At 53.5% G+C, this 1,338-nt stretch carries 1 protein-coding gene; it reads right to left on the reverse strand.

Translation table 11 applies throughout. The features are described from left to right. Nucleotides 1-471: 471 nt before the first annotated feature. Nucleotides 472-1,338, reverse strand: an 867-nt coding sequence (locus B5D32_RS14700; protein WP_078785687.1) for a type I phosphomannose isomerase catalytic subunit, incomplete at its 5' end; no start/stop codon positions are given.

The following is a 1,338-nucleotide window of genomic DNA, read 5'->3' on the forward strand; positions in this document are numbered from 1 at the left end:
TGACGCAGATGACGCTAATGACGCTGAATCTGGGATATGGTATAGGGATATCCCCAAAACAGCGTCATTAGCGTCATCTGCGTCACTATCGTCACGCAAGAACAGCGCGGGGGTCTGGGGTACGCCCCGGAAATGCGTTTGTGGATATCCAAACGCTATGCTAGCAAAACACGTTCCCGCTCAAAGCGGGAGTAATCAAAGCGGATACGCATACAAATTCGCATATGCTCCAGAGTGAATCAGTTTAGATTCATCCCAAAATCTTGACTCGAAAAAGTGAATCAGTTCTGATTCACTCTATGCAAATAAGAGGGAAACCGCTATTATGTTTTATATAAAAACAGTCCACCAGGATTTTCCCGAATAGCGTACAAGGCTATAGAAAATCCTGATGGACGAAGCATCTAAACCAGAAACAGAAATCAGAAAGGCGCAGTGCAGCGCCGAAGTAAACGCCTTACCTTTCAAAGTTCAGACAGTCGTAACAAGCGTTTCACAGGGACCTTCTATGCGATACGCACCGCTGCCTGCGGGCAGGAAATAACTCTCGCCTTTTTGGACACAGACGGTTTCGCCGCCGCAGGTCAATGTGCCGATTCCATCGGTGATAAGCAGAGACACAAAGGACTTTTCGTCCGCTGTACCGTTGAAATTCCCGCTTTTGACGTCAACGGTAAAATACTCGCACTGGGCAAGGTGGCTGCCGAAATCCTGCTTCTGCGGCGGGGTGCGGCGGGTCACGTCCAGTGCTTTTTCAATGTGCAGCGCGCGGGGCTTGCCGTCCGCACCCACACGCCCGTAATCATAGACGCGGTAGGTCACGTTGGAGTTTTGCTGCACCTCGGCAATGACGATGCCCTGGCAGATGGCGTGCAGCGTGCCGGACGGGATAAAAAAGCAATCCCCTTTATGCACCGGTACGGCGTTCAGGACCTCGGTCAGGGTGTTATTTTTGATGCGCTCCGCAAACTCCTCTTTGGAGATTTCGTGCGTAAAGCCGTAGTACAGATACGCCCCCGGCACGCAGTCCAGCACATACCACATCTCGGTTTTGCCGTACTGGTGTTCTTTTTTGAGCGCGTACTCGTTGGACGGATGCACCTGAACGGAGAGGTTCTGCTTGGCATCAATAAATTTTGTCAGAATCGGGAACTGCTCGAATCGGTCACAGTCGGTGCCAAGGCAGCCGGGGTGCGCGGCAATGTACGCCGCCAGCATCGTGCCGTCCGGCAGGTAGCTGGCTCCGTCCGGGTGGCAGGACAGCACCCACGCTTCGGCCAGCGGTTCAAGGTCGCTCTTGATGCCGAAATCGGTGCGCAGGCGGCTGCCGCCCCACAG

Source organism: Gemmiger formicilis (assembly GCF_900167555.1).
GTDB lineage: Bacteria > Bacillota > Clostridia > Oscillospirales > Ruminococcaceae > Gemmiger > Gemmiger formicilis.